Origin of the sequence: Tranquillimonas rosea, assembly GCF_900111315.1 — a bacterium.
GTDB lineage: Bacteria > Pseudomonadota > Alphaproteobacteria > Rhodobacterales > Rhodobacteraceae > Tranquillimonas > Tranquillimonas rosea.
Window position 1 is genome coordinate 395,105 of sequence record NZ_FOGU01000002.1, and the last position, 25,858, is coordinate 420,962.

A 25,858-nucleotide genomic window follows, 5' to 3' on the forward strand; every position below is an offset into this window, starting at 1 on the left:
AAGGTCCGCATGCGGCGACAATCCGGCGGAAGCCCGCGCGTATGGGCGCTTGTCTGTGCAGGCGCGCTCATTCTGGCCGGCTGCAGTGGCCCTCAGAACTGGCTCTCCGGCGCCGGACGCGAGGCGCAGGCCGTCGAGATGCTGTTCTGGCCCCTCGTCATCGGCGCCGGCGTGATCTGGACCCTCGTGATGGTGATCGCCGCCTACGCGGTCCGAACCACGCCGGTCGATCCCGAACGCACCGAACGCCTGGCCCGGTCTATGGTCCGCTGGGGCGGGGTGGCGCTGCCGACCGTGGTGCTGGCCGGCCTGCTGACCTTCGGGCTGATCGTGCTGCGCGACACCACGCGCGGGCAGGGCGAGACGGTGGTCGAGGTCGACGGAGAGCAATGGTGGTGGCGGGTCACCTACGAAGGCGAGGACGGCCCGATCCGCGACGCCAACGAGATACACCTTCCCGCCGGACAGCCCGTCACCTTCCGCCTGACCAGCGACGACGTGATCCATTCCTTCTGGGTGCCGGCGATCGGCGGCAAGATGGACATGATCCCCGGCCGCACCAACGAGCTGACGCTGACACCGACCGAGACGGGCATCTGGAACGGCGTCTGCGCCGAATTCTGCGGCGATGCCCACGCGCAGATGCTGTTCAAGGTGGTCGTCACCGACCCCGACGAGCATGCCGCGACCCTCGAGCGCCTGGCGCGGCCGGCCGACGTGGCCGACGACGATCCGGGCCTCGCCGTCTTCCAGGAGAACGGCTGCGGCGCGTGCCATGCCATCCGCGGCACGCCCGCGCGCGGCCGGGTGGGGCCGGACCTCACCCATTTCGCGAGCCGCACGACGCTGGCCGCCGGGATCCGCGAGATCACTCCCAGCACCTTGCGCCGCTGGATCGCGGCGCCCGAGGCGATCAAGCCCGGCGCCGACATGCCCGCCTACGACGACCTGACCGAGGCCGACATGAGCCGCCTCGTCGACTTCCTGATGAGGCTCGAATGACCGGCTTTCCCGACAACCTGCCCCCGGCGCCGCCCTACGACCCCGAGCGCGACAAGGCGCAACGCGAGCGGCTGCTCGACACCTGGCGCGGGCCGACGGGCTGGCGCTACCTCGCGGCGGTGAACAACGACAAGGTCGGCATCTGGTATCTGCTGACGGCGTTCGGCTTCTTCGTGTTCGCGGGGATCCTCGCGCTGATGATCCGCACGCAGCTGGCGGTGCCCGACAACGACTTCCTGTCGATGGAGCTCTACAACCAGGTCTTCACGTTGCACGGCACGATGATGATGTTCCTGTTCGCCGTCCCGATCTTCGAGGCGGTGGCGATCCTCATCCTGCCCGAGATGCTGGGTGCGCGGGATCTGCCGTTCCCGCGCCTGTCGGCCTTCGGCTATTTCTGCTTCGTCATCGGCGGCGTGTTCGTCGCCGGCTCGATCTTCTTCGGCGCCGCGCCCGCGGGCGGGTGGTTCATGTATCCGCCGCTCGCCTCGAACGAGGATCAGACCGGCATCGGCACCGACATCTGGCTGCTCGGCCTGTCCTTCATCGAGGTGGCGTCGATCGCGGCGGCGGTCGAGCTGATCGTGGGCGTGCTCAAGTCGCGGCCGCCGGGGATGCGGTTGAACCTGATGCCGCTCTATTGCTGGTACGTGCTGGTCGTGGGCGGCATGATCCTGTTCGCCTTCCCGCCGCTGATCGCGGGCGACCTGCTGCTCGAGATGGAGCGTGCCTTCCATTGGGCCTTCTTCGACCCCGAGCGCGGCGGCGACCCGGTACTGTGGCAGCACCTGTTCTGGATTTTCGGCCATCCCGAGGTCTACATCATCTTCCTGCCCTCGATTGCGCTGATGGCCGGCATCGTGCCCACCTTCGTGCGCCGTCCGATGGTGGGGCACAGCTGGATCGTCCTCTCGGCGGTGGCGGTGGCCTTCCTCAGCTTCGGGCTGTGGGTGCACCACATGTTCGCCACGGGCCTGCCGGAGATCTCGCTCGCCTTCTTCTCGGCGGCGTCCGAGGCGGTGGCGATTCCCACGGGGGTGCAGATCTTCTGCCTGATCGCGACGGTGCTGATGGGGCGGGTGGTCAACTCGGTGCCGATGCTGTTCGCGGGCGGGGCGCTGGCGATCTTCGTCTTCGGCGGGCTGACCGGCGTGATGGTGGCGCTGGTGCCGTTCGACCTTCAGGCGCATGACAGCTACTTCGTGGTCGCGCACCTGCACTATACCCTGATCGGCGGGATGCTGTTTCCGCTCATGGGCGGCGTCTACTACTGGTTCCCCTTCGCCCGGCAGAAGAAGCTGTCGGACGACTGGGGCCGCTGGGCGTTCTGGCTGATGTTCGCGGGCTTCAACGTGGCCTTCCTGCCGATGCACTGGACGGGGGTCGAGGGCATGCCCCGCCGCGTCTGGACCTATTCCGCCGACCAGGGCTGGGCGCTTCTGAACATGGTCTCGACGGTGGGCGCCTTCGTCTTTGCCGCCGGCTTCGCCATCCTCGCGCTCGACGTGCTCTGGCCCAAGCGCAACCGCCCGATGGTCGAGCGGAACTGCTGGGGCGCGGGCACGCTGGAATGGGCGGCCGAGGTGCCGGACAAACCCTGGGGCATCCGCTCGGTGCCGCTGATCAGGGGGCGCTATCCGATCTGGGATCAGCCGGGCATCATCGGAGAGATCGACCGGGGCGAGTGGTTCCTTCCCGACGCCGAGGAGGGCAAGCGCGAGATGATGGTCACCGACGTCCTCGACGCGCGCCCGATGTTCGTCCAGCGCGTGCCCGGACCGACCTACAAGACGCTGCTGGCCGCCGTGGCGCTGGGCTGCGTGTTCATCTTCGCCACCTATCACTGGTGGACGGCGACGTTGGTGTCGGCGGTGGTGGCGATCGCGGCGATCCTCTGGTGGCTCTGGACCGGCACCGCGCAGCTGCCCGAGAAGCCCGAGAAATACGTCGGCCGCGGCATGACCCTGCCGCTCTATGCCTCGGGCCCTGCCGCGGTGGGCTGGTGGGCGATGTTCATCACCATGATCGGCGACATGACGGCCTATTTCGGCCTGGTCTTCGCGTATTTCTTCTTCTGGACGATCCACGCCGACTGGCCGCCGCAGGACGCGGCGATGCCGCTGACCGTCTGGCTGGTCGTGGGGCTCGCGCTCGCGCTCGTCTCGTGGGGGCTGATGCTCGCGGCGCGCAGCGCCAACACCGCCGGACGGGCGGGGCGGTCGCGCGTGATGATGGGCGCCGCGCCGCTGCTGGCGCTCGCTGCGATTGCGGCCTTTTCCTGGGCGCTGTTCGCGCCCGAGCTCGATCCCACGCGGCACGCCTTCGACGCGACGGCCTGGGTCCTGGTGCTGTGGCTGGGCGGCCACCTTGCCGCCGGGGCGCTGATGCAGGCCTATTGCTTGGCGCGCAGCCTGGCGGGCTATGTCACGCAGGTCTACGATGCCGACCTGCGCAACATCACGCTCTACTGGCATTTCGCGGCGGTGACGACGGTGATCACCTTTGCGCTGCTGGCGCTGTTCCCGGCAATGCTCTGAGGGAGACGCAGGATGGCCGAGAGACACCCCAGGCTGATCGACGAGGGCTCGCTCTACATCCTCGTGGCGAGCCCGACGATCTGGGCCGCGCATTTCCTGCTGTGCTACTGGATCGCCGCGATCTATTGCGCCAAGGCGGCCAGCTCCGAGCTTCTGTCGGTTGGGACGAAGGGCGCGATCTGGGGGCTGACGGCAGTGGCGCTGCTTGGCGTGGGCGCTGTCGCGCTGAAGGCCTGGCGCCGCTACAATGCCGATTTCGTCATCAACGAGGAGATGACCCGCGACACCGATGAAGAGCGAAAGTCCTTCACCGGCCATGTCGCGCTGCTGCTGTCGCTGATCAGCACCGTGGCCATCGTGTTCACCGCGCTGCCCTCGGTGATCGTCCCGTCATGCTGACGGCGCCGCGCCTTTCGGGCCTGGCCCTTCTGGCCGCGCTCTGGGGCTATGCCGCGGCCTCGGGCGGGCTGACGATGTCCGAGCACATGGTGATCCACCTGGGCGTCGTGGCCGTGGTGCCGGCCCTGCTCGACCCGCCGCCGCTGGCGCTGTCGGGACCGGTCGCGCTGGGACTGGCGGTGGTCGCCGAGATGGTCGTCGTCTGGTCGTGGCACCTGCCGCAGGCGCACGCCTTTGCTGCGACTGGGCCGGGCCTCGTGCTGGAGCAGCTGAGCTATCTCGCCGTCGGCCTCGTGCTGTGGGCCGCGGTGCGCGGCGCCGGGGTGCTGGGCGGCACGGCGGTGCTGCTGGGCACGGTGATGCACATGACGCTGCTCGGTGCGCTCATCGGCCTCGCGCCTCGGTTGATCTACAGCCCCGAACTTCTGTGCGGCCTGCCGGCGGGTCCCACTGGGCCGGTCACGGGCGACGCGGCCTTCCTCGTCGAGCAGCAGGTCACCGGGCGGTTCGGTCTGACCGCGTTGCAGCAACAGCAGCTGTCGGGCGCGATCATGGCCGGCATCGGGGGGCTGATCTACCTTGTCGCGGCGCTCGCGCGGCTGCGCGGCAGCCTTGTCTTGAAGGAGGACGTCCTGTGATCCGTCTCACGCTTCGCTGGGTCCACCTTGCCTGGGCGGTCGGGATCGCCGCAATCTTGGGCTTCGCTTTCTGGCTGACCGCGCCCTACACGATCTCGGCCCGCGCGCACCATGTGCCGGGGTTCGGCTGGGTCCTTCATTCCTATCTGCAGAACTCGGTGCGAAACCGCACGCTGCTCGACCGGGTGCCCGCCCATGTCGATCTGGACTCCGACGCGCTGAAACAGCTGGGCGCAGGACATTACGCCAGCGCCTGCGCGCTGTGCCACGGGGCGCCGGGCAGCCCGCGCAATCCCGTCGCGCGCGAGATGAACCCCGCGCCAACGGACCTTGCCCATGTCGACTATTCGGCGACGGAGTTACACTGGATCGGCTACAACGGCTTTCGCTATTCCGGCATGCCCGCCTGGGCAGGGGCGGACCGGAGGGACGAGCTTTGGGCGCTGGCCGCGTTCCTCGAAGACTACGACACGCTCGATCCCGAGGGCTACCGGCAGCTGGCCTTCGGCGAGACGGCCGAGCAGCCGCCGCAATCCGACGAGAGCGAGGGTTTCGGCATGCCGGCGGGAGAGCTGGAGCTGGCCGAATCCTGCATGCGCTGCCACGGCCGCGACGGGCAGGGCCGTGGCGGCACCGCGCCCGTGCTGGCCGGGCAGAGCCAGAGCTATCTACGCGCCGCGCTCGATGCCTATGCCGACGACGCAAGGCAATCGGGCTACATGGAACCCGTGGCGGCCGCGCTAGACCCCGCCGAGCGGGATGAACTGGCCCGCCTCTTTGCCGATATGGACGGGCTCGACGCCGCGCTGCCCGAGGGTGACAGCCGGGGCGCCCGCCTGGCTGCCGAGGGCGACGAAAGCCATGACATCCCCGCCTGTTCCGGCTGCCACGGTTCCAACCGCAAGGAAGGCTGGCCGATCATCGCCGGACAATCCGAACGCTGGATCGCCACCTGGCTGCGTCTCTGGCGTGAGACGCCTCACGGCGCGCTGGGGCAGGACGACAAGATGCACGCCGCCGCGCGCCATCTGACGGACGACGACATCGAAGCGCTGGCGGCGTATTATTCGGGCGGCGCGGCGGACTGAGCGCCGCGCATGGCAACGGAGAACGCCCCTTGTCCGACACAGAGCCGGCCAACCCGCCCCGCCTGAACGACAGCCCCGACTGGCTGTATCTGTTACGCGAGTTCGAGGCGCTGTACCGCTATGGTTCGGCGGGCGGCAGCACGACGATCCGAAGCCATCGCAAGCGGGTGCGCGAGGGCCTGTCCTCGGTTGTGGCCGCGAACCCCGAGATCCTGCTGCGCGACCCTCAGTCCAAACCGGTGACCGCGCATTTCTCTCGCGCGCTGGACCTGGGCGAGAGGACGCGGATGGAGGGGATGGCCCGCGCCCTGCGCGAGGTGCGCGGGCGGCTGACCTGGGAATACGGGTATGAGAGGGTGCCCAAGGCGCTGGCCCGCAAGTACGCCTATTGCGAGGTTCTGGGCCCCCGTGGACCGATCCACACCAACCGGCTGATCCTGGGGTTCGTTCTGTTCGCGCCGAACACGACCTATCCGCAGCACAGCCACAAGGAGATCGAGGAAAGCTACATCTCGGTCGCCGGCGCCTGGTCCGAGAACAACGCGGCCGTGTATGCGCCGGGATCGCTGATCCTGAACCGCTCGGGCGACGAGCACCGCATCACGACCGGAGAGCTGGACCCCTGCCTTCTGGCCTATGCGTGGACCGGGTCCGAGGCATCGCTGGAATCGCCCGGCATGAAGCTGTCCGCCCCGCGCCGGAAATCGGGGTGATCGGTGGGGGCCGGCGGCTCAGTGGCCGCCGCCCATCCCGATGTCGTGGTCCAGCAGGATCACCGACTCGTCGCCATAGCGCAGCGCGGTCGGCTGGGCGAAGGCGCCGAGCGCGAAGTAGGTCAGCACCGCGCCCACGGCGACGATACCGGCGGCTGTCACGAAGGCCTTCATTGCGCCGTCCCCTTCTTGCCGTCGACCTCGTCACGCAGCCAAAGGTCGTGGTGCTCGGCCGCCCAGTTGCGGTCGACATCGCCGCCCCACATCGCGTCGATGGCGCCCTGCATCCCGACGGAGCCGATGTAGATGTGCGCCAGGAACACCGCGATCAGCAGCACCGCGATGCCCGCATGGATCAGCATCGCCCAGCTCATGCCGCCGAGGTCCAGCCAGTAGAACGGGAACATCAGCGTCACGCCCGACAGGATCATCAACAGACCGCCCAGCACCGCGGACCAGAAGATCAGCTTCTGCCCCGCGTTGAACTTGCGCGCCGAGGGGTGGCCGCCCTCGTCCGAGAAGAAGCCGCCGCCCTGCGCCAGCCAGTTGAGGTCCAGCTTGGACGGCAGGTTGCGCGCGGTCCACATGACGATCATTAGCACCAGCCCGATGGTGAAGGTCGGCGCGAACAGCACGTGGCCCCAGGTGGACCACCAGCCCAGCGTGCCCATTGCCCGCTCGCCCAGCGGAACGAACAGTGTCTCGCCATAGGCGATGGCGATTCCGGTGAAGGCGAGGCCGAGAAAGCTCAGCGCGGTCAGCCAGTGGGTCGCGCGCTCGACGAAGCCGAAGCGCTTGACCGATTTTCCGCTTTTTCCGTGCCGGATCGGCACCCGGCCGCGCAGCGCCAGCACCGCCGACAGCAGAAACGCCATCCCCAGGATCGCCAGCGCGCCCATGTGGGTCACGACATCCGCGATTCCCACCCGCCAGTCGCGGGCGAAGGGCCGCTCGAACAGGTCGGCGTTGGAATAGGGCAGGGACGAGATGCCCTCGGTCCGGTCCGAGGCGCGCAGCATCGACCCGGTCTCGCCGTCGAGCGTCGCCCAGGCGCCTGTCAGGCGGCTACCGTCGTCCAGCGGACCGGTGCGCAGCATCTCGCCCTCTCCCAGCGCGGCCTCGGGCGGCGTCGCCTCGGGCGAAGGGCCGGTGCGGAAACGTTCGTCCTGCAGCCGCGTGCGTTCGGTCAGCACCTCGGCGGCCAGGGTGCCGCCGGTATCGGCCTCCGGCACCGTCTCGCCGTTGAACTCGGAAGCCGACCAGGCGACCTCGGGGATCGTCCGGCTGTCGCCCGCGAAAAGGTAGACGGCCTGCCAGGCCAGCAGGAACAGGAACACCACCGCGCAGATCGCGCCGGCGATGCGGTAGCCGGTGAAGTCGCGACCGCGTACGCCGCCGTCGTGCACGCTCTGTGCACGTCCGGTGCCGCCGGTGTGCATCGACGTTTCGGTCATGCCTCTTCCTCCGGATAATAGGCCGTGCCCCAGCCCCAGGCGCCCGAGCCGAAGCCGCGATGCACCACGCGCTCACGGTAGATCTCGCCGATTTCCTCGCCGTCACCGGCCAGAAGCGCGCGGGTCGAGCAGACCTCGGCGCAGATCGGCAGCTTGCCCTCGGCAATGCGGTTGCGACCGTATTTCCGGAACTCCTCTTCCGAGCCGTTCTCTTCGGGACCGCCGGCGCAGAAGGTGCATTTGTCCATCGTCCCGCGGCTGCCGAACAGCGTCGACTTGGGGAATTGCGGCGCCCCGAACGGGCAGGCGTAGAAGCAGTAGCCGCAGCCGATGCAGGTGTCCTTGTCGTGCAGAACCACGCCGATATCGGTCTGGTAGAGCGTCGAGACGGGGCAGACCGCCACGCAGGGGGCGTCGGTGCAGTGCATGCACGAGACGGCTACCGATTTCTCGCCCGGCTCGCCGTCGTCGATCGTCACCACGCGCCGGCGGACCATGCCCCACGGGACCTCGTGCTCGTTCTTGCAGACGGTCGCACAGGCGTTGCATTCGATGCAGCGCTCGGCGTCGCAAAGAAACTTAACTCGGGCCAATCGGACCTCCTCAGGCTTTCTCGACGCGGCACAGGGTGGCTTTCGTCTCCTGCATCTGCGTCACGATATCGTAGCCGTAGGTTTGCACGGTGTTCGACGCCTCCCCCACGACGTAGGGTTTGGCGCCTTCGGGATAGCGCTCGTGGATGGGCTCTCCCATCCACATGCCGGCGAAGTGGAACGGCACGAACACCGTGCCTTCGCCCACGCGGTTGGTGACCAGCGCCTTCACGCGGATCTGGCCCTCGGGCGTATGGACCCAGGCCCAGCCGCCGTCGGAGATGCCGGCCGACTGGGCGTCGCCTGGGCTGATCTCGACGAACATCTGCTGCTGGAACTCGGCGAGCCAGGGGTTCGACCGCGTCTCGTCGCCGCCGCCCTCGTATTCCACCAGCCTTCCCGACGTGAGCTGAAGCGGAAACTCTTCGCTGTAGTCGGTGTCCTGCACCGACTTGTAGAGCGAGGGCAGGCGCCAAACGCGGGTGTCGTCAAAGGTCGCGTATTGCGGCAGCAAGTCGCGCCGGTTGGTGTAAAGCGGCTCGCGGTGCTGCGGCACCTGGTCGGGGAACGTCCAGACCACGGCGCGCGCCTTGCCGTTGCCGTAGGGCGCCAGCCCGTGCGCGATGGCCACGCGTTGCAGGCCGCCGGACAGGTCGGTCTTCCAGTTCACCCGCGCGATCTTGGCCGAGAGCGTCAGGTCGTCGGGCGCGTCCGCCTGCGGGTTGTGCGCCAGGTAGGCCTCGATCGCGGTCAGCGCCTGTTCGGGGTAGTCGGGGAAGAACGACCGCGCCCGGCCGGGCTGAAGCCGGTCCGAGCCTTCGCCCGACGAGTTCTGCCAGGCGCCTTCGACATCGCCGGACTCGCCGGTCGACTGCATGCGCCTGACCTCGTCCTCGAGCCGGGTCATCGCGTCCTCGACGTCGCCATCGCTCATGTCGAACATGTCCCAGCGGAACCGGTCGGCGGCGACGGCAACGATCATCAGTTTCTCGCGGTCCGTCAATTCGGACGCCCAACCCAATGCCTGCAGCATGCCGGCCGTGATCTCGGGATAGCCGTCCTTCAGATCGGAGTCCTTGGTGAAGCTGTCCTCGGCCAGAAGGTTGTCGCCATCGTGCGAGACGCCCCAGCGGGCCCGGAACGGCAGCCCGCCCTCGGCCACACTCTTGGACGTGTCATACAGCAGCGGCGTGCCCGGATGGTTCTGTTCCGGCGTCCCCCAGGAGGGCCAGGGCAGACAGTAATAGGCGCCCTCGACGTCGCCGCCCTTGCCGATCAGCGAGATCGAGTCGAAGCGGTCCTGCTGTTCCATGTGAAGCTTGACCCGCTCGGGGCTGGGGCCGGTATAGCCGATGGTCCAGGTGCCGCGGTTGATCTCGCGCAGTGCATCCTCGGCGACCGGCACGTTGTCCTCGACGCGGATGTGCTTCCACATCTGGTCGGCAAAGCCGAGCCTCTCGGACAGCAGGTAGAGGATCTCGGTGTCGGCCTTGGCCTCGAACACCGGGTCCACGACCTTCTCGCGCCACTGGATCGAGCGGTTCGAGTTGGTGACCGTGCCCGACATCTCCATCGTCGTGCCCGAGGGCAGGATGTACATCCCGTTGTCTCGGTCGGCCTCGATCGCCGTCTGCGTGGGGTAGGGGTCCACGACGACCACGAGCTCGGCGTCCTGCAGCGCCCGCTGACGGTCGGGCCCGCGGGTCTGGCTGTTCGAGGCGTGTCCCCAGAAGAACACCGCCTTCAGCGGGTCGGGCTGGTCCAGCGCATCGCCGTCTTCGAGGATGCCGTCGACCCAGCGGCTCACCGGGATACCGGGGCTTTCCATCAACTCCTTCGATTTGAACCGGCCGCGCATCCAGTCGTAGTCGATGTCCCAGACGCGGCCCCAGTGCCGCCACGCGCCTTCCTTTAAGCCGTAATAGGCGGGCAGGGTGTCGCACGACACGCCAAGGTCGGTGGCGCCCTGCACGTTGTCGTGGCCGCGGAAGATGTTCGCGCCCCCGCCGGTCTTGCCGATATTGCCCAGGATCAATTGCAGCACGGATGCAGCGCGGGTCTTGTTGTTGCCGATCGTCGACTGGGTCAAGCCCATGCACCAGATCAGCGTTCCGGGGCGGTTCTCGGCCAGGGTGCGGGCGACACGCTCGAGCTGTTCTGGCGGGATGCCCGAGACGCGCTCGACCTCATTGGGCGTCCAGTTCGCGACCTCTTCGCGGATCTGGTCCATGCCCCAGACGCGCTGTTCGAGGTACTCGGTGTCCTCCCATCCGTTGTCGAGGATGATCTTCGCCAGCCCCCACAGGAACGCCACGTCGGCACCGGGGCGGATGCGGACATATTCGTCGGCATGGGCGGCGGTGCGGGTGAAGCGCGGATCGACCACGATCAGCGGCGCGCCGTTTTCCTTGCCGTTCAGGACGTGCAGCATAGACACCGGGTGCGCCTCGGCGGGGTTGCCGCCGATGATGATGATCGACTTCGAGTTGCGGATGTCGTTGTAGCTGTTCGTCATCGCGCCGTAGCCGAACGAGTTGGCCACGCCCGCCACGGTCGTCGAGTGACAGATCCGCGCCTGGTGATCGACATTGTTCGTGCCCCAGAGCGCCGCGAACTTGCGGAAGAGATAGGCCTGTTCGTTTGAGAACTTGGCCGATCCCAGCCATTCCACGGCGTCGGGACCGGTCTCTTCGCGGAGGCGCGTCAGCTCGCTGCCGATCTCCTCGATCGCTTGGTCCCAACTGATGCGCTGCCATTCGCCATCGACGCGCTTCATGGGGTATTTCAGGCGACGTTCCCCCAGCGCCACCTCGCGGGTGGCGGCCCCCTTGGCGCAGTGGGTTCCCTGGTTGATCGGGCTTTCGAAGACCGGCTCCTGGCCCACCCAGACGCCGTTCTTCACCTCGGCCCAGATCGAGCAGCCGACCGAGCAGAACGGGCAGACCGTCTTGCGGCGGACGACATCGGCCGCCTCGGCGGCGGCGCCGGCATCCTGCGATTGCGCGACGCGGCCCGCCGCGCCCCCCAGCGCACCGAGCGCAACGCCCGTGACGCCGGAGCGACGTAAAAAAGCCCGACGCGTCAGGCCGTCGGGGCCTGCCGGTGTCGGGCGGGTTGCTGTGGCATGCGGGGCGGCGCTCCGGCGCTTCAGCATCGAAGTCTCCTCAGCTGCGGGCGAGGCGGTAATAGGTGCGCGTATGATCGGTCTCGTGGAGGACCGGATCGTGGCGCGGCTTGCCCGTCGTCGTCTTGGTCTCTGGCTGCGGCAGTGAAGAGGCCTGCGCCATCGGCGCGACCGCTGTCGGAAGCACGGCGAGCCCGGTCAGGACCGACCGGCGGTCGGGTTTGTGCGAACGCATCGCGCTCCTCCAGAAGATGACAGGATCAAGTGGTCAAGTTCGAGAGGCTGGGAGTGGTTCCGATAATTGTCGATAATTTTCCGACGGTTTTGTGTCGTACTTTAATAAATCGATGAACTGGGGGTCGGATCGTCGGCGGCACCGAGGTAACAAAATGCCGCCGACGATCCGGTGAGGGCCGGGATAGGGATGAGATGGCCCGGGCTTGCGACACAGGGATGACGTCCAAGCTTGACCCTCGAACACTGCATGACTTGGTTCGGTTCCCGGCGCCATGCGGCTTGTGTGGAATGTTGCCAATTGGCAACGCTCGTCAGTGTGTCGCCGCCGGGTGCCGCGGTTCCGCGCCGATCCGGGCCGTGTGCGACCTCGTGACTTCCTCTCGAAGGGCAGAGTGCCTATCTCAGCGGCGGCAGGCATCGGGGCCTGCGGACAAGCAGGGCGATGATGACGGCGACCGAGCAAGAGGAGCGTCCCCACGCGGTCCGCGGCGTCGTGGACCGTCTGGACGAGCTCAGCAGCTCCGACGTGCTGTCGGTGCGAGAGGTCGTGGCGGCGTTCGGCCAGACCTCGTTCCTGCCCGTCATGCTGATCCCGGCGCTTCTGGTGATCTCTCCGCTCAGCGGTATCCCCCTGTTCTCGAGCTTCTGCGGCATCTCCATCGCGCTGATCGCCGGACAGATGCTGGCCCGCAGGCGGCATCTCTGGCTGCCCGATTTCATCATGCGCCGACGGCTCGACGGCGCGCGTATGCACAAGGCCGCAACTTGGCTCGGGCGCATCGCCGACTGGATCGACCGGCTGGCCCGGCCGCGCCTGCGAGTGCTGACCGATCCGCCCGTGAACGCGCTCCCGCAGATGCTGTGCGTGCTCTGCGGGCTGGCGATGCCGTTTCTCGAATTGCTGCCGTTCTCGTCGTCTCTGCTGGGCACGGCCGTCGCCCTGATCGCGGCGGGATTCCTGTCGCGCGACGGTCTGTTCGTCCTCGTCGCGCTGCTGTTCGTCGGCTTCGCGTCGAGCGTGCCGTTCCTCGTGGCGGCGGCCAGCGGCCTGTCCGGCTGAACGGCCGGGCAAGCCGGGTGCCTTGAACATTTCCGGTCCACGCGCTTTACCGACCGAGTAGCGGCGCGCGTCCGCCGCCCAGAACGAGTTCGCCATGAGTAGCTCCGCGTCGTCCGAAACGCCGGACGCCCCGCCCTTCGCCGCCCGTGCCACCGGCTCCGCCGCGGTCGCGACGATGTTTCTCGTGATCCTCGACGAATGGGACCTCGCGGCCTGGGCCGGGCCCGCCTCGGCGGCGATGACCGTGCTGCTGGTGGCGCTGTTGGCGATGCGCGTGCGGTGGGGGCGGGTGATGTTCGTGGTCGTGGCGCTGGGCCTTGTCCTGGCGGACATCGCCACACAGGCCGACTGGCTGAGCCATGTGGAAATCGCGCTGGAACGCGCCGCCTTCATCGCCGGCTTCTTCACCGCGCTCGCCACGCTGCGTCACGTCGCCGACGGCTCGCCTGCGATCCGGGCCTGCGGCCGGTTCCTGGCGCAGCAGCCGCCGGGCCGCCGCTATGCCGCGCTGACGGTCGGCGGCCAGCTCTTCGCGCTGCTGCTGAACTACGGCGCGATCGTGCTGCTCGGCTCGCTCTCGGTCGCCAGCGCCAGCGAGGAGCCCAACGACGAGATCCGGCGTCACCGCACGCGGCGGATGCTGCTGGCGATCCAGCGCGGTTTCATCTCGACGCTGCCGTGGTCGCCGCTGTCCTTCGCCATCGCCATCTCGACCGCTCTGGTGCCGGGGGCCGAGTGGACGCGCGTGGTCCTGCCCTGTCTCGGCACCGGCGTGATCATCGCGGTGACCGGCTGGGCGCTCGACACCGCGTTCAAGCCGCGCCTCAGCGCGCCGCCGCCCCCGCGCACCGCGCCCGAGGGAGACTGGAAGCTGATCCTGCCGCTCGCCGGTCTGCTCGGGCTGCTGGTCACGCTGGTGGCGATCCTCAACTTCGCCTCAGGCGTCCGGATCATCGGCGTCGTCCTCGTCGTCGTGCCCGCGATCTCGCTGGGCTGGCTCATCCTCCAGTCGCCCTCGGGCGTCGCCCGCAGCGTCTCGCAATATGCCCACCGGGAGCTGCCGGGCTATCGCGGAGAGCTGGTGCTGCTGATGATGGCGGGCTTCATCGGCTCGCTCGGCTCGGTCCTGCTGGTCCCGGTGATCGAGGCGGCGGGACTCGACCTGACGGCGGTGCCCACCTGGCTGCTGCTGGCCTCGTTCGTGTGGCTGATCCCGCTGGCCGGCCAGATCGGGGCGAACCCGATCCTGACCGTCTCGCTCCTGGCACCTTCCCTGCCATCCCCCGAGACGCTCGGCGTCAGCGCCACGGACGTGATCGTTGCCATCACCGCCGGCTGGGCGTTGAGCGGCGTGAACTCGCCCTTCACCGCGACGACGCTGCTGACCGGCAATTTCGGCGGCGTGAGCGCCCGCCATGTCGGCCTGCGCTGGAACGGTGTCTACAGCCTCGTGCTGGCGGTGCTGCTGTCGTTCTGGGTGGTTCTGAACGCGGTGGTCTGAGCCGCCGTCATCCGATCCGCGCCAGCGTCTCTCGCACCCCGTCGGCGCCACCCAACTCTGCGTCGATCGCGTCCTGGGTCGCGCGCCACGCGGGCAGGGCGCGGGCCAGCACGTCGCGTCCCGCCTTCGTTAGCCGCAGCCGCCGGGCGCGGGAATCCTCCGGATCCAGAGCCGCCTCCACCAGCCCCCGCCGGCGCAGTGGCTTGAGAGCGGCGATCAGCGTCGTCCGGTCCATCCCGAGAAGCGGCACCAGTTCGCCAATCCGCGGGCCTTCGGGCCGGTTCAGGGACATCAGCACCGAGAACTGCCCGTTCGTCAGCCCGTGGGGCCGCAGCGAGTCGTCGAACCGGCGCGCGACGACCCGCGCTGCCCGCTGAAGATGCAGGCAGAGGCAGCGGTCGCGCACCTCCGGTGCGGCGGAAAACGGCAGGTCGGGGTCTTTCATGCGAATAATGTTGATATCAACCTAAAGCCGGGCGCAAGATGATCCCGTCAATCCAGAGCAAGGAGCGTGGGCAATGTCGTATGTCACCGGGTTTCTTCTGGCCGTGCCCGCGGCCAACAAGGCGGTCTATCGCGAGATGGCCGAAACGGCATGGCGCATCTTCGAGGAACATGGCTGCCTCGGCATGCAGGAGAACTGGGGCGTCGACGTGCCGGACGGAAAGGTCACGTCCTTTCCTATGGCGGTGAAGCGGAAGGACGACGAGGTCGTCGTCTTCTCCTGGATGATCTGGCCCGACAAGAAGACCTGCGACACCGCGTGGGAGGCGATGATGAACGACCTGCGCATGGCCGAGATGAAGGACATGCCGTTCGACGGCATGCGCATGATGTGGGGCGGGTTCGAGGAACTTGCGCGCTTCGGCGCCGCGGTCCCCGCCTGAGGGGGCCGCACACCCGCCTGCGGCTTGACCGGCTCGGTGGCTTGGCATAGGGAAGTCAGTGCCGCGGGTATGGTGTAATGGTAGCGCCCCAGCCTTCCAAGCTGGTCGTGCGGGTTCGATTCCCGCTACCCGCTCCATCCATCCCTCTGCCTGCGACCTTGCCGGCGATTGCGGCCCTTTCGTTCGGCGCCTAAGACGGGGCCGCAGACGAGCGAAGGATCCCCATGCCGCCGAACCGCGAAGACCGCGCCAAATCCAAGCAGGTGAGGGCGCTCGCCGCGCTCTGGCCGTTCATGTCCCCCTACCGCGCCCTGCTGGCCGCCTCTTTGTCGGCCCTGGTGCTGACAGCCTGCGTGTCGCTGATCCTGCCGCTCGCCGTGCGCCGCGTCGTGGACGGGTTCGAGACCTCGGCCGCGCGGCTGCTCGACGGCTACTTCCTCGCCGCCCTCGGGATCGCGGGCCTTCTCGCGGTGGGCACGGGGCTGCGCTACTACCTCGTGACGCGTCTGGGCGAGCGCGTCGTGGCCGACATCCGCAAGGCCGTGTTCGACCGCGTCATCGGCATGAGCCCCGTATTCTACGAGCGGATCATGACCGGCGAGGTGCTCTCGCGCATCACGACCGACACGACCCTGATCCTCAGCGTCATCGGCTCCTCCGTCTCGGTCGCCCTGCGCAACCTGCTGCTGCTGATCGGCGGGCTGGCGATGCTGATGTTCACCTCGGTGAAGCTGACGCTCCTGGTGCTGCTGATCGTGCCGCTGGTGATCGTGCCGATCATCGTGCTGGGCCGGCGCCTGCGCGGCCTCAGCCGCGAGAACCAGGACTGGATCGCCAATTCCTCGGGCAACGCCTCCGAGGCGCTGAGCTCGGTCCAGACCCTTCAGGCCTTCACTCACGAGACGATCAGCCGCCGGACCTTCGCCGACGTGACCGAGGCCAGCTTCGATTCTGCCAAGCGCCGCATCGGCACCCGGGCCGTGATGACGGTGATCGTTATCTCGCTGATCTTCACCGGTATCGTCGGCGTGCTCTGGATCGGCGCCCGGGACGTCCGCGCCGACGCCATGACCGTGGGCGAGCTGGTGCAGTTCGTGATCTACGCGGTGATGGTCGCGGGATCCGTGGCCGCGCTCAGCGAGATCTGGGGCGAGCTGCAGCGCGCCGCCGGTGCGACCGAGCGGCTGGTGGAGCTGCTCGAGACCACCGACACCGTCCGCGACCCCGAACACCCTGTGACCCCGCCCGACGCCTTCGCCGGCCGAATCGCCTTCGAGGACGTGCATTTCGCCTATCCCGCGCGTCCGGGACAGGCGGCGCTCGACGGCGTGTCGCTCGACGTCGCGCCGGGTGAGACGGTCGCCCTCGTCGGCCCCTCCGGCGCGGGCAAGACGACGATCATCCAGCTGCTCCTTCGGTTCTACGATCCCACCGGCGGGGCCGTCAGGCTCGACGGGATCGACCTGCGCGACATGGCCCGCCCGGATTTCCGCCACGCCCTGGCCCTGGTCCCGCAGGACCCGGTGATCTTCGCCGCCACCGCGCGCGAGAACATCCGCTTCGGCCGCCCCGAGGCCACCGATGCCGAGGTCGAAGCGGCGGCCCGCGCCGCCGCCGCGCACGACTTCCTCGCCGCGCTCCCCGAAGGCTACGACACCCATGTGGGCGAGCGCGGCGTGATGCTGTCGGGCGGCCAGAAACAGCGCATCGCCATCGCCCGCGCCATCCTCCGGGACGCGCCGGTGATGCTGCTCGACGAGGCCACCAGCGCACTCGACGCCGAAAGCGAGCAGGCCGTCCAGACCGCGGTCGAGCGTCTCAGCCGGGGCCGCACGACCCTGATCGTCGCGCACCGGCTGGCGACGGTGAAGAAGGCCGACCGCATCCTCGTCTTCGACCAGGGCCGGATCGTCGCCGAAGGCACCCACGACGCGCTCGTCGCCGAAGGCGGCCTCTATGCCCGCCTCGCCCGGCTCCAGTTCACCGAGGGCCTCGCCGCGGAATAGCCCGTCTTCTCCTGTCCGGAAATATCCCGGGGGAGTCCACCGCCAGGCGGACGGGGGCAGCGCCCCCTCCGCCGGAAGGGCAGATGGAACGCGGCCCCGCCGCGCCGCTTGATAGGGGGCGGCGCGCGATACATCTCTATCGCTGCGTCACACTTGCGCGAGGAGGCTTGGCACGTTCTTGTCCGAGGGGGAACGCGGACCGGGGCGGCGACAAGACCACATCCGACCGCGACGGGAGGAGACCGACATGAGCTACGCCACGCTGGCCGACCGCAACCGTATCCAGGACGAGATGCCGTGGGAGGCGCGCGACCTACCCTCGACGACATGGTCGATGCTGGAGTCGACGGCCCGCGCCCATGCCGAGCGTCCGGCGACCACCTTCCAGCTTCAGTCCGGCCCGGACGATCCGGCCGAGACGCTCACCTGGGCCGAACTGCGCGCCCGTGTCGCTCAGGCGGCGAACCTGTTCCGCAGCCTCGGCGTGGGCGAGAACGACGTGGTGGCCTTCGTGCTGCCGAATGCGACCGAGACGGTGCTGACCTATCTCGGCGGGTCGGTCGCGGGCATCGTCAATCCGATCAACCCGCTGCTCGAGCCCGAGCACATTGCCGCGATCCTGCGGCAGACCAACGCCAAGGTCGTCGTGACCCTGCGCGCCTTCCCGCAGACCGACGTCGCCCAGAAGACGGCCGAGGCGGTGGCGATGGCGCCGAATGTCGAGACCGTGCTCGAGGTCGACCTGCGCCGCTATCTCACCGGGGCCAAGCGGCTCCTGGTGCCGCTGATCCGGCCGAAGAACAAGGTCGCGCACAAGGCCCGCGTGCGTGACTTCAACGCCGAGCTGGCGCGGCAGAAGACCGACCTGACCTTCGCGGACAGCACTGGCGACCGCGTGGCCGCGCTGTTCCATACCGGCGGCACGACCGGTATGCCGAAGGTCGCCCAGCACCGCTATTCGGGCATCATCTACAACGCCTGGCTGGGCTCGCGCCTGCTGTTCACCGCCGAGGACGTGCAGATCTGTCCGCTGCCGCTGTTCCACGTCTTCGCGACGATCGTGTCGCTCGGGGCGTCGCTGGGGTCGGGGGCGCATATCGTCCTGCCGACCCCGCAGGGCTATCGCGGCGCCGGCGTGTTCGACAATTTCTGGAAACTGGTCGAGCGCTATCGCGTCACATTCATGATCACCGTCCCCACGGCGATCTCGGCGCTGATGCAACGCAAGGTCGACGCCGACATCTCGTCGCTGAAATTGGCCTTCTGCGGCTCCGCGCCCCTGCCGCTGGAGCTCTACAAGCGGTTCGAGGCCGCCGCCGGCGTGACGATCTGCGAGGGCTACGGCCTGACAGAGGCGACGTGCCTGGTCTCGATCAACCCGCCCGACGGCGAGAAGAAGGTCGGCTCCATCGGCCTGCCGTTCCCCTACACCGACGTGCGCATCCTCAAGCACACGCCGGAGGGGCCGCAGGAATGTCCCACCGACTCGGTCGGCGAGATCTGCATCGACAGTCCGGGCGTCTTTCCGGGCTCGACCTACACCGAGGTCGACAAGAACCATGACCTGTTCCACCACGACCGCTACCTGCGGACGGGCGATCTCGGACGGATCGACGCCGATGGTTATCTCTGGATCACCGGCCGCGCCAAGGACCTGATCATCCGCGGCGGCCACAACATCGACCCCGCCGAGATCGAGGAGGCGCTCGCCGCGCACAAGGACATCGCCTTCGTCGGCGCGATCGGCCAGCCCGACGCCTTCGCGGGCGAGCTGCCCTGCGCCTATGTCGAACTCTGCGAGGGGGCGACCGCCACCTCCGAGGACCTGATGGCCCATGCCGCCGAAACCGTGCACGAGCGGGCTGCCCGTCCGAAATACATCGAGATCCTGGACGAGTTGCCGAAGACCGCCGTGGGCAAGATCTTCAAGCCCGACCTGCGCAAGCGCGCGATCCGGCGGGTCTATGACGCCGCCCTGGCCGAGGCGGGCCATCCGGTACACGTCGCCGAGGTGATCGAGGATCCCAAGCGCGGTCTCGTCGCCCGGCTCGCCCGCGACGGAGAGGTCGACGAGGCCCGTGTCGCCACAACACTGGGCGAGTTCACGCGCCCGTGGGAATGGGCGGGGTGACGCACCCGCCGCCCCGGCGTTGTTACGGGGCAACATGACCGCGGCGTCAGGCTGAAACGCGGGGCCGGGGGCAGACGCACCGGTGTCCTTGTGGATACCAGTTCGGGATGCATTCCGCGCCGTCGCAGCGCGCCGGGCGGAGGCGCCAATAGAGGGGCCGGGGAACCGTGTGTTGGTAGGACTGAAGAGCCGACTGGTCTCTCCCACGACCCAGCGCCGCGTGCTCATGGGCGTGCTCTTCACCATGGCCGCCTTGGTCCTCGCCCTGGTGGGCCTGCGGATCGAGCAGCTCAGCTACAGCGCGTACCTGCAGGATCTGAAGCTGTCGACCACCGTCGACCTGATCGACGTCCGCGAAGGCGTCGAGGCCCGGATTTTCGAGGACATGCTGATCCTCAACGAGGTCGCCACGTATATCGGCGAGAACCCCGATCTCGGCCAGCAGGAGTTCTCCCGGCTCGCCGGTCGCCTCGTCGCGCCGGGCGACAGTATCCTCAACATCGCCGCCGCTCCCGACCTGGAAGTCGCGATGACTTACCCGGTGGCCCCGAATGCCGCGGTCCTCGGGCTGAATTATCGCACCCACGACGGGGGGTCGGCCCCCGTCACTGAAGCCATCCGCAGCGGTGACGTCGTGCTTACCGCGCCGGTGACGCTTGTGCAGGGGGGCACGGGGCTGATCGCGCATCGGCCCGTCTATACCGACGGACCCGACGGGCGCGAGCTGTGGGGCGTGGTGTCGCTGGTCATCGACTTCTACGCGTTCCTCCGGGGGGCCGGGCTGATCGAGGTCGCGGATACGCTGGACGTGCTCGTCGTCGACGACCGCGGTGGCGAATTGATCTTCGGCGATCCGGAGGTCGCCCACACCGATCACATCACGCTCGAGTTCGACTTCCCCGACGGGTCCTGGACGTTCATGGCGACCACGCTCGGCGGCTGGCCGGCGACGCATCCCGATTTCGGCCGGGAGAGGGCGGCGATGATCTCGGTCGGGCTACTGTTTCTGGGCGGGCTGGCCTACACGATGTATCTGGCCGACGCGCGGCGCATGGCGCAACTCCGGCTGTCGGATGCGATCGAGGCCCTGGACGACGGGTTCGCGATGTTCGGGCCGGACGGCCGCCTTGTCATGGCGAATGCGAGCTACAAGAAGATCTACAGCGAGGTCGCCGACATCACCGTGCCGGGCGCGGAGTTCGAGGTGCTTGCGCGCGAGGAACTTCGGCGCGGACAACATTCCGTTCCGCCGGAACAGCGGGAGCAATGGGTGCAGGAGAGGGTCGCGTCCTTCCTCGCGGCGGACACCGAGCACGTGCAGCTTCATGGCTCGGGCCGTCATATCCGTGTCTCCGACCGGCGGACGAGCGACGGCAGCACGGTGGGCCTGCGCGTCGACGTGACCGAGCTGGATCGCGCCAAGGAAAGCGCCGAGGCCGCGAACGCCGCCAAGACCCAGTTCATCAGCCTGCTCAGCCACGAGCTGCGCACGCCGCTCACAGTGGTCCTGGGCCACGTTCGGCTGGTCCGTCACGTCGACCGGATGGAGGCCGGCAGGAAGCTGTTCGAGGCGATCGCCGATCCCGACACCCCGCGCGACCGGATCGCGGCCCGCGCGCACGATGTCGTCGACACGATCGCGGCCAGCATGGACCGGGTCGAGCAGTCCGGCGATCACCTCCTGTATCTCATCAACGAGATGCTGAACTTCGCCAAGATCGAGTCGGGCACGCTTTCGGTCGAGCCGACGCCGTGCGACATCTACCGCATCGTCGGCCCGGTCGAAGAGCAGATGCGCCTCGCGGCCGAGGAGAAGGGCCTGTCGTTTTCCGTCGATCTGCATCCGGGATGCGTGCTGGCCGACGAGGTGCGTGCACGGCAGATCCTGTTCAACCTGATCGGCAATGCCGTCAAATTCACCGAGACGGGGGGCATCGCGCTGCGCGTCGAGATGCTGGCCGAGAGCGTCCGATTCACGGTGCGGGACAGCGGGCCGGGAATTCCGGACGCGGAGCGGTGCAAGATCTTCGATGCCTTCCACCAAGTCGACTCGAGTGCGGCAAGGCGCGTGGGCGGCACCGGCCTGGGGCTTGCGATCTCGCTCGAACTGGCGCGGGCTCAGGGAGGCGACCTATCTGTCGAAAGCGTCGCGAACGAGGGGAGCGCCTTCATCCTCACCCTCCCGCGCGCCGCCGACAGCGCGGTCTAGGCGCCGCGCCGGGTCGCTTGGATGCGCCGCGACATCGACAATCGCCGTCCGATCGTGAACTCTTGCGCGCATCGGGAGGAGCGTTGGCGGTTCCATCGTGCACGACGCGGCGGCACATGCCTTGCGCCCGCGGTCCAATCCTGTCCTGATTGCCGCCACGGCGAAAGAAACACGAAACCGCACTGGAGCTTGTCCCATGACCCTCGAGACCACGTCGGAAAGCGACATCGCGACGCCGTCGCACCCGGTTCCGGTCCGCACGGAGGACGGTCACCCGGTGCGCAACGCGGGTCTGCCGCTGGATTTGGGGATGTTCGAGGGGCACGCGGTCAACCGCAGCGCGGCCGAGCGGCGCGCGGCGACGCTGGGCACGCGCCGGTCTGTCAAGAAGCTGCACCAGGCGGCGTGGCTGGTGAACGCGATCCGCTGCATCGACCTGACGACGCTGGCCGGCGACGATACCGAGGGGCGGGTCAAGCGGCTCTGCGCCAAGGCGCGCAACCCGCTCGCCGGGCACATCAAGGAAGAGCTCGGCATCTCGGACATGCCGCTGACCACCGGCGCCGTCTGCGTCTATCCGACCATGGTGGCCCATGCCGTCCGCGCGCTGGAGGGGTCGGGCGTGCCGGTCGCCTCGGTGGCGACGGGCTTTCCCACGGGTCTGATGCCGCTCAAGCTGCGGCTTGAGGAGATCAAGTATGCCGTGGACGAGGGCGCCGACGAGATCGACATCGTCATCACGCGCGAGCACGTGCTCAGGCAGGATTGGCAGGCCCTGTACGACGAGGTCGCCGCGATGCGCGAGGCCTGTGGCGACGCGCATCTCAAGGCCATCCTCGCCACGGGCGACCTGCAGACCCTACGGAACGTCTATGGCGCGTCGATGGTGGCGATGCAGGCGGGAGCGGACTTCATCAAGACCTCGACCGGGAAAGAGGGCGTCAACGCCACGCTGCCCGTCAGCCTGGTGATGTTGCGGGCGCTGCGCGACTACGGCGCCGCGACCGGATATCGGATCGGATTCAAGCCGGCCGGCGGGATGAAGGCCGCGAAAGAGGCGCTGGCCTGGCAGATCCTGATGAAAGAGGAACTGGGCCGCCCCTGGCTGAGCCCCGATCTGTTCCGCTTCGGCGCGTCGTCCATGCTGGGCGACATCGAGCGGCAGCTCGAACACCACGTTACCGGGCGCTACGCCGCCGCGCACCGCCACGCGATGTCCTGAGGAAGTCCATGACCACAATTGCCAACATTCTCGACACCATGGAATACGGACCCGCCCCGGAGGACGCCTCGATCGTGACCGACTGGCTCGCCCGCCATGCCGACGGCTTCGGCCATTTCATCGACGGCAGCTTCACCCGGCCAGGCGAGACCTTCGAGGTGATGAACCCTGCCACGGGCGACGTCATCGCGCGGGCGTCGCAGGGCACGACCGAGGACGTCGATGCCGCGGTGGCCGCCGCACGCAAGGCGCAACCGAAATGGGCGGCGCTGTCGGGGCACGAGCGGGCGCGCCATCTCTACGCGCTGGCGCGGCATGTCCAGCAGCATGCCCGGTTCCTCGCGGTGCTCGAGAGCCTCGACAACGGCAAGCCGATCCGCGAGAGCCGCGACATCGACATCCCCCTCGTGGCGCGGCATCTCTACCACCATGCCGGCTGGGCCGAGATCGCCAAGGACGAATTTCCCGGCACCGCGCCGCACGGCGTCTGCGGGCAGGTCATCCCCTGGAACTTCCCGCTTCTGATGCTGGCCTGGAAGGTCGCTCCGGCGCTGGCCGCGGGCAACACGGTGGTCCTGAAGCCGGCCGAGTACACGCCGCTGACCGCGCTGGCCTTCGCCGGGATCGTCGAGGAATGCGGCCTTCCGAAAGGCGTCGTCAACATCGTCACCGGCGATGGCGACACCGGCGGGGCGATCGCCGGGCACAAGGACATCGACAAGGTGGCGTTCACGGGCTCGACCGAGGTGGGCAAGCTGATCCGCCGGCAGACCGCCGGCTCCGGCAAGGCGTTGACGCTGGAGCTTGGCGGCAAGTCGCCCTTCGTCGTCTTTGCGGATGCCGATCTCGACGCCGCTGTCGAGGGCGTGGTCGATGCGATCTGGTTCAACCAGGGACAGGTCTGCTGTGCCGGCGCACGGATTCTCGTGGCCGAGGCCGTGGCCGACCGTTTTGCCGGGCTGCTCCGCGCCCGGATGGAGACCCTGCGCACCGGCGACCCGCTGGACAAGTGCACCGATGTGGGGGCGATCGTGCATCCCGTGCAACTGGATCGCATCAAGACCCTGATGGAGCGGGGCGTCGCCGAAGGCGCCAAGCTGCACCAGGTCGCGGCGCCGCAGGGCTGTTTCTATCCGCCCACGCTGGCGACCGAGGTCGAGCCTGCGTCCGTCCTGGCGACCGAAGAGATCTTCGGCCCCGTCGCGACGCTGACCACCTTCCGCACCCCCGAGGACGCGGTCGCGCTGGCGAACAACACGCGCTACGGCCTTGCCGCGTCGATCTGGTCCGAGAACGTCAATCTCTGCCTCGATGTGGCGGCCAAGGTGAAGGCCGGCGTGGTCTGGATCAACTGCACCAACGTGCTGGACGCGGGCGCGGGCTTCGGCGGCTACCGCGAAAGCGGGTTCGGGCGCGAAGGCGGGCGCGAGGGCATGATGGCCTATCTCGCGCATCCCAAACCCAGGGCGAAGAGCGGCGCGAAGGAGCTGCCCGCGCCCGACGCCGCACCCCACGCCGCAGGGGCGGAAAGCGGGATCGACCGCACCGCCAAGCTCTATGTCGGCGGCAAGCAGGCGCGCCCCGACTCGGGCTATGTCTACGCCGTCGAGGGGCCGAAGGGGCCCGTCGGCCGGGCCGGGCTGGGCAACCGCAAGGACATCCGCAACGCCGTCGAGGCGGCCGCGAAGGCCGGAGGATGGGGCAAGGCGACCGGCCACAACCGGGCGCAGGTCCTGTATTACGTTGGCGAGAACCTCGCCGCGCGGTCGGCCGAATTCGAGCAGCGCCTGCGCAGCTTCGGCGCGACCGAGAAGGCCGCCCGCGCCGAGGTCGAGGCCAGCGTGCGGCGCTGTTTCTGGTACGCCGCGCAGGCCGACAAGTTCGACGGGGCCGTGCACCAGACCAAGCCGGCGCACGTCACCCTGGCGATGCACGAGCCCTTGGGCGTCGTGGGCATCGTCGCGCCCACCGCGCATCCGCTGCTGGGCGCGCTGTCGACCGTGCTACCGGCGATCGCGATGGGCAACAGCGTCGTGCTGGTCCCCTCGCAGACGCATCCGCTGGCGGCGACCGATCTCTACCAGGTGCTCGACACGTCCGACATTCCCGGCGGCGTCGTGAACATCGTCACCGGTCCGCGGGACAGCCTGGCCCGAACCCTGGCCCAGCATGACGAGGTCGCGGCGATGTGGTACTTCGGCACCGCGGACGGATGCGCGACGGTTGAGGCCGACAGCGCCGGGAACCTCAAGCAGACCTGGGTCGAGGACGAGGCCGCCCGCGATTGGAGCGGCGGCGCCGGGCAGGGGCGCGGGTTCCTGCACCGGGCGACGCAGGTCAAAAACATCTGGGTGCCCTACGGCGAATGATCATCTTCGACTGCGACGGTGTCCTGGTCGACAGCGAGATCCTCTCGTGCGGGATCGACGCGGGCCTCATGCGGGAGGCCGGCCATCCGATCACCACGGAAGAGCTGATCGCCGGCTACATCGGCCGGCCCAAGCGCGAGATCTGGGCCGCGATCGCCGAAGAGCGCGGCGTGTCCTGGCCCGATGGCCTGATCGAGCGTGCGGAGGCGATGCTCTCCGAGAGGATCGCCACCGACCTCGCCCCGGTGGAGGGGGTTCACGCGGCGCTGGAGGCGCTCGATGTGCCAAGGGCGGTCGCCTCGTCCTCGCGGCTCGACAAGCTGCACCAGTCGCTGCGCCAGTGTGGGCTGCTCGGGCACTTCTCGCCCCACGTCTATTCGGCCGAGCAGGTGGCCCGCGGCAAGCCCGCGCCCGACGTCTTTCTCTTCGCGGCCACCCGTGCCGCGGCTGACGCCCGGTCCTGCCTGGTGATCGAGGACAGCGTCGCCGGGGTGACCGCTGCTCGCGCCGCAGGAATGACCGCGATCGGCTTTACCGGTGGTCGTCACAGCTTTCCCGGCCATGCAGAAGGTCTGCGGGCCGCGGGCGCGGTGGCGGTCGTGACGAGCATGCGCGACCTGCCTGCGACCGCCGAGAGGTTGCACGCCGGGATCGCGCGGGTGTAGGGCGGGCTGCTGGATCGGGCCTG

Annotated in this window: 21 protein-coding genes and 1 tRNA gene; 16 read left to right on the plus strand and 6 right to left on the minus strand. The window is 68.5% G+C overall.

All coding sequences use genetic code 11. The features are described from left to right. Positions 1-9: 9 nt before the first annotated feature. The 6 genes from coxB to BMZ25_RS05000 are packed head-to-tail and all read left to right on the plus strand — an operon-like array spanning position 10 to position 6,377. Positions 10-1,002 carry a cytochrome c oxidase subunit II gene (coxB, locus tag BMZ25_RS04975; protein WP_092689312.1) on the plus strand — a complete coding sequence of 331 codons (993 nt, stop codon included), beginning with the start codon at positions 10-12 and terminating at the stop codon, positions 1,000-1,002. Next, a complete protein-coding gene (ctaD, locus tag BMZ25_RS04980; protein ID WP_092689315.1) occupies positions 999-3,539 on the plus strand; it encodes a cytochrome c oxidase subunit I in 2,541 nt (846 codons plus the stop codon). Before coxB ends, ctaD begins: the two co-directional genes overlap by 4 nt. Positions 3,540-3,551: 12 nt before the next feature. After that, positions 3,552-3,938 carry a hypothetical protein gene (locus BMZ25_RS04985; protein WP_235859775.1) on the plus strand — a complete coding sequence of 129 codons (387 nt, stop codon included), beginning with the start codon at positions 3,552-3,554 and terminating at the stop codon, positions 3,936-3,938. Beyond that, on the plus strand, positions 3,932-4,576 hold the full coding sequence (locus tag BMZ25_RS04990; protein WP_092689318.1) for a cytochrome c oxidase assembly protein: 645 nt from the start codon (positions 3,932-3,934) through the stop codon (positions 4,574-4,576). Before BMZ25_RS04985 ends, BMZ25_RS04990 begins: the two co-directional genes overlap by 7 nt. Next, positions 4,573-5,664: a c-type cytochrome gene (locus BMZ25_RS04995; protein ID WP_092689320.1), complete on the plus strand. Its 1,092-nt coding sequence runs from the start codon at positions 4,573-4,575 to the stop codon at positions 5,662-5,664. Before BMZ25_RS04990 ends, BMZ25_RS04995 begins: the two co-directional genes overlap by 4 nt. Before the next feature lie 29 nt (positions 5,665-5,693). Beyond that, positions 5,694-6,377, plus strand: a complete 684-nt coding sequence (locus BMZ25_RS05000; protein WP_092689323.1) for a dimethylsulfonioproprionate lyase family protein — start codon at positions 5,694-5,696, stop codon at positions 6,375-6,377. Positions 6,378-6,395: 18 nt separating this feature from the next. On the opposite strand, the gene BMZ25_RS20725 is transcribed toward BMZ25_RS05000, so the two are convergent. Genes BMZ25_RS20725 through BMZ25_RS05020 form a run of 5 tightly spaced genes read right to left on the minus strand, consistent with a single transcriptional unit; the run spans position 6,396 to position 11,783 of the window. Next, positions 6,396-6,551, minus strand: coding sequence for a hypothetical protein (locus BMZ25_RS20725; protein WP_177190384.1), 156 nt, complete (start codon positions 6,549-6,551; stop codon positions 6,396-6,398). After that, on the minus strand, positions 6,548-7,831 hold the full coding sequence (locus tag BMZ25_RS05005) for a formate dehydrogenase subunit gamma (protein ID WP_092689326.1): 1,284 nt from the start codon (positions 7,829-7,831) through the stop codon (positions 6,548-6,550). Before BMZ25_RS05005 ends, BMZ25_RS20725 begins: the two co-directional genes overlap by 4 nt. Continuing rightward, positions 7,828-8,424 (minus strand): formate dehydrogenase FDH3 subunit beta, encoded by a 597-nt coding sequence (gene fdh3B, locus BMZ25_RS05010; protein WP_092689329.1) that lies wholly within the window; start codon positions 8,422-8,424, stop codon positions 7,828-7,830. The genes BMZ25_RS05005 and fdh3B overlap by 4 nt, the downstream gene beginning before the upstream one ends. Before the next feature lie 10 nt (positions 8,425-8,434). Beyond that, the gene (locus BMZ25_RS05015; protein WP_092689335.1) at positions 8,435-11,578 is read right to left on the minus strand and encodes a formate dehydrogenase subunit alpha; all 3,144 of its coding nucleotides are present in this window, start codon (positions 11,576-11,578) and stop codon (positions 8,435-8,437) included. Positions 11,579-11,588: 10 nt separating this feature from the next. Continuing rightward, a complete protein-coding gene (locus tag BMZ25_RS05020) occupies positions 11,589-11,783 on the minus strand; it encodes a hypothetical protein (RefSeq protein ID WP_092689339.1) in 195 nt (64 codons plus the stop codon). 447 nt (positions 11,784-12,230) lie between these two features. On the opposite strand from BMZ25_RS05020, the gene BMZ25_RS05025 reads away from it, so the two are divergent. Both BMZ25_RS05025 and BMZ25_RS05030 read left to right on the plus strand, forming a co-directional pair. Further along, the gene (locus BMZ25_RS05025) at positions 12,231-12,845 is read left to right on the plus strand and encodes an exopolysaccharide biosynthesis protein (protein WP_177190385.1); all 615 of its coding nucleotides are present in this window, start codon (positions 12,231-12,233) and stop codon (positions 12,843-12,845) included. A gap of 94 nt (positions 12,846-12,939) precedes the next feature. Next, positions 12,940-14,346: a hypothetical protein gene (locus BMZ25_RS05030; protein WP_235859776.1), complete on the plus strand. Its 1,407-nt coding sequence runs from the start codon at positions 12,940-12,942 to the stop codon at positions 14,344-14,346. 7 nt (positions 14,347-14,353) lie between these two features. Here BMZ25_RS05030 and BMZ25_RS05035 read toward each other — a convergent pair whose 3' ends face one another. Further along, complete coding sequence (locus BMZ25_RS05035) at positions 14,354-14,791, minus strand: MarR family winged helix-turn-helix transcriptional regulator (protein ID WP_092689344.1); 438 nt, start codon at positions 14,789-14,791, stop codon at positions 14,354-14,356. A gap of 73 nt (positions 14,792-14,864) precedes the next feature. Between BMZ25_RS05035 and BMZ25_RS05040 the strand changes: the two genes are divergently transcribed. From BMZ25_RS05040 to BMZ25_RS05075, 8 genes are all read left to right on the plus strand, one after another. Continuing rightward, positions 14,865-15,233, plus strand: a complete 369-nt coding sequence (locus BMZ25_RS05040; RefSeq protein WP_092689347.1) for a DUF1428 domain-containing protein — start codon at positions 14,865-14,867, stop codon at positions 15,231-15,233. A gap of 63 nt (positions 15,234-15,296) precedes the next feature. Beyond that, positions 15,297-15,370: transfer RNA gene (locus BMZ25_RS05045), tRNA-Gly, on the plus strand. An 87-nt stretch (positions 15,371-15,457) separates the two neighbouring features. Next, a complete protein-coding gene (locus BMZ25_RS05050) occupies positions 15,458-17,239 on the plus strand; it encodes an ABC transporter transmembrane domain-containing protein (protein WP_092689350.1) in 1,782 nt (593 codons plus the stop codon). Positions 17,240-17,486: 247 nt separating this feature from the next. After that, a complete protein-coding gene (locus BMZ25_RS05055; RefSeq protein WP_092689352.1) occupies positions 17,487-19,370 on the plus strand; it encodes an acyl-CoA synthetase in 1,884 nt (627 codons plus the stop codon). 172 nt (positions 19,371-19,542) lie between these two features. After that, positions 19,543-21,579 carry an ATP-binding protein gene (locus BMZ25_RS05060; RefSeq protein ID WP_143071491.1) on the plus strand — a complete coding sequence of 679 codons (2,037 nt, stop codon included), beginning with the start codon at positions 19,543-19,545 and terminating at the stop codon, positions 21,577-21,579. 310 nt (positions 21,580-21,889) lie between these two features. After that, the gene (gene deoC, locus BMZ25_RS05065; RefSeq protein WP_092689557.1) at positions 21,890-22,801 is read left to right on the plus strand and encodes a deoxyribose-phosphate aldolase; all 912 of its coding nucleotides are present in this window, start codon (positions 21,890-21,892) and stop codon (positions 22,799-22,801) included. Positions 22,802-22,809: 8 nt separating this feature from the next. After that, positions 22,810-25,170, plus strand: a complete 2,361-nt coding sequence (locus tag BMZ25_RS05070) for an aldehyde dehydrogenase family protein (protein ID WP_092689362.1) — start codon at positions 22,810-22,812, stop codon at positions 25,168-25,170. Then, the gene (locus tag BMZ25_RS05075) at positions 25,167-25,835 is read left to right on the plus strand and encodes an HAD family hydrolase (protein ID WP_092689369.1); all 669 of its coding nucleotides are present in this window, start codon (positions 25,167-25,169) and stop codon (positions 25,833-25,835) included. The genes BMZ25_RS05070 and BMZ25_RS05075 overlap by 4 nt, the downstream gene beginning before the upstream one ends. Positions 25,836-25,858 lie beyond the last annotated feature (23 nt).

Coding starts and splice junctions, on each gene's coding strand:
- BMZ25_RS05070 (WP_092689362.1), top strand. CDS start 22,810: ATGACCACAATTGCCAACATTCTCGACACCATGGAATACGGACCCGCC.
- BMZ25_RS05055 (WP_092689352.1), top strand. CDS start 17,487: ATGAGCTACGCCACGCTGGCCGACCGCAACCGTATCCAGGACGAGATG.
- BMZ25_RS04985 (WP_235859775.1), top strand. CDS start 3,552: ATGGCCGAGAGACACCCCAGGCTGATCGACGAGGGCTCGCTCTACATC.
- coxB (WP_092689312.1), top strand. CDS start 10: ATGCGGCGACAATCCGGCGGAAGCCCGCGCGTATGGGCGCTTGTCTGT.
- BMZ25_RS05050 (WP_092689350.1), top strand. CDS start 15,458: ATGCCGCCGAACCGCGAAGACCGCGCCAAATCCAAGCAGGTGAGGGCG.
- BMZ25_RS04990 (WP_092689318.1), top strand. CDS start 3,932: ATGCTGACGGCGCCGCGCCTTTCGGGCCTGGCCCTTCTGGCCGCGCTC.
- BMZ25_RS05015 (WP_092689335.1), bottom strand. CDS start 11,578: ATGCTGAAGCGCCGGAGCGCCGCCCCGCATGCCACAGCAACCCGCCCG.
- deoC (WP_092689557.1), top strand. CDS start 21,890: ATGTTCGAGGGGCACGCGGTCAACCGCAGCGCGGCCGAGCGGCGCGCG.
- BMZ25_RS20725 (WP_177190384.1), bottom strand. CDS start 6,551: ATGAAGGCCTTCGTGACAGCCGCCGGTATCGTCGCCGTGGGCGCGGTG.
- BMZ25_RS05040 (WP_092689347.1), top strand. CDS start 14,865: ATGTCGTATGTCACCGGGTTTCTTCTGGCCGTGCCCGCGGCCAACAAG.
- BMZ25_RS05030 (WP_235859776.1), top strand. CDS start 12,940: ATGAGTAGCTCCGCGTCGTCCGAAACGCCGGACGCCCCGCCCTTCGCC.
- BMZ25_RS05025 (WP_177190385.1), top strand. CDS start 12,231: ATGACGGCGACCGAGCAAGAGGAGCGTCCCCACGCGGTCCGCGGCGTC.
- BMZ25_RS05075 (WP_092689369.1), top strand. CDS start 25,167: ATGATCATCTTCGACTGCGACGGTGTCCTGGTCGACAGCGAGATCCTC.
- ctaD (WP_092689315.1), top strand. CDS start 999: ATGACCGGCTTTCCCGACAACCTGCCCCCGGCGCCGCCCTACGACCCC.
- BMZ25_RS05005 (WP_092689326.1), bottom strand. CDS start 7,831: ATGACCGAAACGTCGATGCACACCGGCGGCACCGGACGTGCACAGAGC.
- BMZ25_RS05035 (WP_092689344.1), bottom strand. CDS start 14,791: ATGAAAGACCCCGACCTGCCGTTTTCCGCCGCACCGGAGGTGCGCGAC.
- BMZ25_RS05020 (WP_092689339.1), bottom strand. CDS start 11,783: ATGCGTTCGCACAAACCCGACCGCCGGTCGGTCCTGACCGGGCTCGCC.